Source organism: Mesorhizobium sp. WSM4832 (genome assembly GCF_055811115.1).
This window is the reverse complement of the sequence record NZ_JBVVQH010000046.1, coordinates 1-2,624: the sequence shown is the minus strand read 5'-3', so window position 1 is coordinate 2,624 and position 2,624 is coordinate 1. Positions and strand designations below refer to the sequence as shown.

Below are 2,624 nucleotides of genomic sequence, written 5' to 3'. Positions count from 1 at the left end.
TGCGGATTCCGACGTGAAGCCGGCCGCCATTCCGATCAAACACCGGCCACCATTCCGGTATGAAGCCGGCCACCATTCCAACCAAAGACCGGCCGGTTTTCGGCACTGAAGATTACCTCCTGGGTCAGCAACTTTGGCATCAATTACCTCGCGATGAACGAGGACATTTTGATGCCGGCAAAGAGAAGGCTGACCATGAGACAGTTGAGACAAATGCTTCGACTTGCCGGAAGCGGGACCAGCTCCCGCGAGATTGCGGTCGTGCTGGGAATAGCACGCAGTACGGTGCAGGATAATCTGCAGCGCGCAGCGGCAATCGGGTTGAGCTGGCCCCTGCCAGGCGAGCTGACCGATGACGCGCTTGAGAACAAACTCTTCGCTCGCAATGGCGTCAAACAGGGCACGCGGCGGCGCCCAGAGCCGAACTGGGCGGATCTTGCCGTCGAGCTCAAGAAGCCGGGCGTCACGCTCCTCATCTTGTGGGAGGAGTATCGAGGAAGTCATCCCGACGGATATGGCTATAGCCGGTTCTGCGAGCTCTTTCGCAGCTTCGAACAGCGGCTTTCGCCGACGATGCGCCAGGAACACGCCGCCGGCGACAAGGTCTTCGTCGACTATTCCGGCAAGAAGATCCCGATCGCTGATCGAGACACCGGCGAGATCCGTGAGGCGGAGATCTTTGTGGCGGTCTTGGGAGCGTCCAGCTTCACCTATGCCGAAGCAACCTGGACCCAGACACTGCCTGATTGGATTGGTTCACACGTCAGGATGTTTCGTTTCTTTGATGGCGTTCCCCGCCTGGTCGTCCCCGACAATCTGAAGTCGGGCGTCAGCCGCGCCAGCTTCTACGATCCCGAGATCAACCGCAGCTACGGCATGATGGCATCCCACTATGGCGTCGGCGTTCTTCCGGCACGGCCAAGAAAGCCTCGGGATAAATCGAAAGTGGAAAATGGAGTGCGTTTTGCCCAATCCTGCATTCTGGGGCGTCTGCGCAACCAGACCTTCTTCTCGCTGGCCGAGGCCAATGCCGCCATTCGCCAGGCACTCGATCGCATCAATGATCATGTCATGCGTCGGCTGGGCGTCAGTCGCCGGCAACTGTTTGAGAGCGTCGAGCGTGCTGCGCTCGCAAGCCTTCCGAGCGAAGACTACGAATTCGCCGAGTGGCGTTTGGCCCGCGTCTCGACGGACTACCATGTCGAGTTCAAGACCTTCTTTTATTCCGTACCGCACAACCTCATTCGCCAGCAAGTCGATCTGAGAGCAACGGCACGCACCATCGAGATCTTTCACCGCGGCAAGCGCATTGCCGTCCATCAGCGCCGTTATGGCGGCCCTCGTCATGGGACGGATCCGGATCATATGCCCAGCTCCCACCGGCGATATGCCGAGTGGACGCCGGATCGGTTCCGTCGCTGGGCCGCATCCGTCGGGCCCGAGACGGAAGGCTTGGTTGTCGCAATCCTCGCCAGCCGCCCACATCCTGAACAAGGCTTTCGAACATGCCTGGGTGTTCTGCGCCTGTTTCGCGATGTCACACGCGATCGCGCCGAAGCCGTGTCAGCCCGCGCTGTCGAGATCGGTGGGCTGAACTGCAAGAGCATCGCCTCGCTCATCGCCAATCACAAGGCCGCAAGGCAGTCCACCGAACCAACCGCCATCGTCGATCACGCCAATCTGCGTGGCCCTGATTACTTTCATTGAGGAGATACACCTATGCTGATCAATCCCACCATCGACATGCTGCGGGAACTCGGCCTTTACGGCATGGCAACCGCTTTCCTAGAACTCGACGCACAGTCCGAAGCGCGCGGCCTCGAGCACGGCGAATGGCTTGCTATGCTGCTCGAGCGCGAGGCGACCATGCGCCGCCAGAAGCGTTTCGAAGCCCGCGCCAGGGCTGCAAAGCTTCGCCATGACGCACAGATCGAGAATGCCGACTTTCGTGCCGCACGCGGTCTTGACCGCAATCTGTTCATGGCGCTCGCCGGCTGCGACTGGATTCGCAAGCATCACAGTCTTCTCATCACCGGGCCGGCGGGCGTCGGCAAGAGCTGGCTGGCCTGTGCGCTTGGCCACAAAGCTTGCCGAGAGGATTTCTCCGTCGCCTATCACCGCGTTCCTCGGCTGTTTGCAGCACTTGCCCTCGCGAGAGGCGACGGACGTTATGGCCGGATCCTCAAACAACTCGCCAAAACCGACCTTCTCATTCTCGATGACTGGGGGCCGGAAAAACTCAATGATGACCAGCGGCGTGATGTGCTTGAGATCATTGAAGACCGCTACGAACGCCGATCGACAATCGTCACCAGTCAGCTGCCCCTGGATCGCTGGTACGAGATCATTGCAAACCCAACTCTGGCCGATGCCATCCTGGACCGCCTCGTTCACAACGCCTATCGCATCGATCTCACCGGAGAAAGCATGCGAAAACAGCGCTCGCCAAAAGCCTCTGAAACAGCGCAAGCTTGACCGGAAACGAAACCCAATCCAAACATCAACCAGACCCAGGATCAGTCCGAAAAATGGCCGGCTTCAAATCGGAACACCGGCCGGAATGAAATCGGAATGACTGGCCGGCTTCAAATCGGAATCGATGGCCGGCTTCGTCGGAATACGCA

At 59.3% G+C, this 2,624-nt stretch carries 2 protein-coding genes; both read left to right on the top strand.

Annotation, left to right across the window (positions count from 1 at the left end; genetic code table 11):
- The first annotated feature begins 195 nt into the window (after positions 1–195).
- Positions 196–1,707 (top strand): IS21 family transposase, encoded by a 1,512-nt coding sequence (gene istA / locus AC0L2L_RS33220; RefSeq protein ID WP_196815114.1) that lies wholly within the window; start codon positions 196–198, stop codon positions 1,705–1,707.
- A gap of 12 nt (positions 1,708–1,719) precedes the next feature.
- Positions 1,720–2,475: an IS21-like element helper ATPase IstB gene (gene istB / locus AC0L2L_RS33215; RefSeq protein WP_473469817.1), complete on the top strand. Its 756-nt coding sequence runs from the start codon at positions 1,720–1,722 to the stop codon at positions 2,473–2,475.
- Positions 2,476–2,624: the final 149 nt, after the last annotated feature.